The following is a 2,301-nucleotide window of genomic DNA, read 5'->3' as shown; positions in this document are numbered from 1 at the left end:
CGCGGCGCGTCGCGCCAGGAGGGCAGCGGATCGGCGGGCTGAGCGAGCGCGCGTGGCGCGAGCAGCGCCGCGAGACCGAGCGCGCCGAGCGCGCGGCGGGGCGTCGGGCTCATGCGGCGGCTTCCTTCGTGCGGGCGCGCTCCGCGGCCTCGATCATCTCGACCAGGCCGAGGCCCCAGGAGGAGATGGTCTTGAGGAAGGGCAGCAGCGGCACGTCGAGCAGCGTGACCTTCTCGGGCGCGAAGACGTAGATCGCGCCGGCCATCGGCGCCGGTGCGCCGGGCACGAAGACCACGAGCCGCCCGTCGGCGAACTCGTCCATCACGAGGGCGGGGCAGAGCCCGTCCTCGATCGCGGCGAGGGCGGGCCGCACCGCGCGGCCGCTGCCCTCGCCCCAGGGCCCGTCGGTGGCGAAGGCCTTGGCGAGGCGGTAGCCGGGCAGGCGGTCGAGCAGCGTGCCTTCCAGCAGCGCGCGCATGCGCCGACCCGTGGCGGAGCGGATCGCCGCGCCAACCAGAAGGCAGATCAGCAGCAGCCCGCCGATGGCGACGAGCGCGGGATGCAGCACATGGCCGGTCAGTGGATCGGCCGCGCGCTCGATCCGGCCGATCAGGCCGAGCACGAGCAGCACGACGGCGCCGATCGGCAGCACGACCAGCGCGCCCTCGATCAGCACGCGGCGCAACAGGATGAACGGGCCGCCCGGAGCGCGATGCCGTCCCGCCGTGTCGCCTGGCCTCATCGGCATTCGTCCCGGGATGGAGGCCGGCGGGCGTCGGGGGCGGCGCCCGCCGGCAGGAAACCCGCCGCGGGGGAGGCTGCGGCGGGTGACATCGCGGCGTGGTGTCTCAGCGCGCCGAGGCGGCCTGCCGCAGCCGAGCCATCGCGTCGCCCAGGCTGAAGCTGCCGGGCGCCTGGCGCGGCGGGAAGTCGCGGAAGGTCGCCAGGAACCGTCCGACATATTGCTGGGCGGGGACGAAGGCGAAGGCGCGCTCCACGCGCCAGCGGCCGTAGTCGAAGCTTTCGTCCGCGCGCTCGAAGGGATCGGAGCGCAGGTTGAACAGCATCGGCATGCGCAGCGGCGTGAAGCTCCGCTCCCAGACGCGCAGGCCGGTGTTCTCCTGGATCAGGAAGTGGATCTTCCAGTTGCCGTAGCGCAGCGCGGCGAGGTCGCCGTCATCGGTGAAGTAGAACATCTCCTGCCGCGCGCCGGGGCCGGTCCCGGTCAGCAGCGGCAGCTGGTTGTAGCCGTCGAGATGCACCTTGTAGGTGCGCGTGCCGATGCGCGTCCCGTCGAGCAGCTTCTGCTTGATCTCCGCGTCGCCCGCCGCGGCGAGCAGCGTCGGCAGCCAGTCCTGGTGAGAGAAGATGTCGTTGATCACCTGGCCGGCGGGGATGCGGCCGGGCCAGCGGATCGCCGCCGGCACGCGGAAGCCGCCTTCCCAGGCGGTCGCCTTCTCGCCGCGGAAGGGCGTGTTGCCGCCGTCGGGCCAGGACATGATCTCGGCGCCGTTGTCGGTGCTGTAGATGACGATGGTGTTCTGCGTGATGCCGAGATCGTCGAGCTTCTTCAGCAGCTGCCCGACATGGCCGTCATGCTCGACCATGCCGTCGGCGTAGATGCCGAGGCCGGTGACGCCGCGCGACGATTCCTTGAGCCGCGTCCAGATGTGCATGCGCGTCGAGTTGAACCAGGTGAAGAAGGGCCGGTTCGCGGCATGCGCGCGGTCGATGAAGTCGAGCGCGCCGGCGAGGAATTCCTCGTCCACCGTCTCCATCCGCTTCATGGTCAGCGGGCCGGTGTTCTCGATGCGCTGGGTGCCGTCGGCGTTGGCCCAGGTCTTCAGCACGCCGCGCGGGGCGAACTGCCGGCGGAATTCCGGGGCGCGCGGATAGTCCGGGTTCTCCGGCTCGTCCTCGGCGTTCAGGTGGTAGAGGCTGCCGAAGAACTCGTCGAAGCCGTGCATGGTCGGCAGGTGCTCGTCGCGGTCGCCGAGGTGGTTCTTGCCGAACTGGCCGGTCGCGTAGCCCATCGCCTTGAGCAGCACGGCGATGGTCGGGTCCTCGGCGCGCATGCCTTCCGCCGCGCCGGGCAGTCCGACCTTCGACAGGCCGGTGCGCATCGGCGACTGGCCGGTGATGAAGGCGGAGCGGCCGGCGGTGCAGGAATTCTCGGCATAGGCGTCGGTGAACATCGCGCCTTCGCGCGCGATGCGGTCGATGTTGGGCGTGCGGTAGCCCATCATCCCCATGTTGTAGGCGGAGATGTTGGACCAGCCGACATCGTCGCCGAAGATCACC

2 protein-coding genes are annotated in these 2,301 nt (G+C 71.1%); both read right to left on the bottom strand.

The genetic code is table 11. The features are described 5' to 3' along the window. Window positions 1-109: 109 nt before the first annotated feature. On the bottom strand, window positions 110-742 hold the full coding sequence (locus L2I40_RS22090; protein WP_237217437.1) for a DUF502 domain-containing protein: 633 nt from the start codon (window positions 740-742) through the stop codon (window positions 110-112). Window positions 743-848: 106 nt separating this feature from the next. Further along, window positions 849-2,301 (bottom strand): arylsulfatase (locus L2I40_RS22085; RefSeq protein WP_237217435.1); only part of this gene is annotated, 1,453 nt, incomplete at its 5' end.

The organism is Falsiroseomonas oryziterrae (assembly GCF_021864505.1).
Classification (GTDB): Bacteria; Pseudomonadota; Alphaproteobacteria; order Acetobacterales; family Acetobacteraceae; genus Falsiroseomonas; species Falsiroseomonas oryziterrae.
The sequence above is the reverse complement of the archived record's forward strand: the minus strand, read 5'-3'. Positions and strand labels throughout refer to the sequence as shown.

What these genes read in the sequence shown, in the direction of transcription:
- L2I40_RS22090 (WP_237217437.1), bottom strand. Translation starts at nt 742, where the DNA reads ATGAGGCCAGGCGACACGGCGGGACGGCATCGCGCTCCGGGCGGCCCG.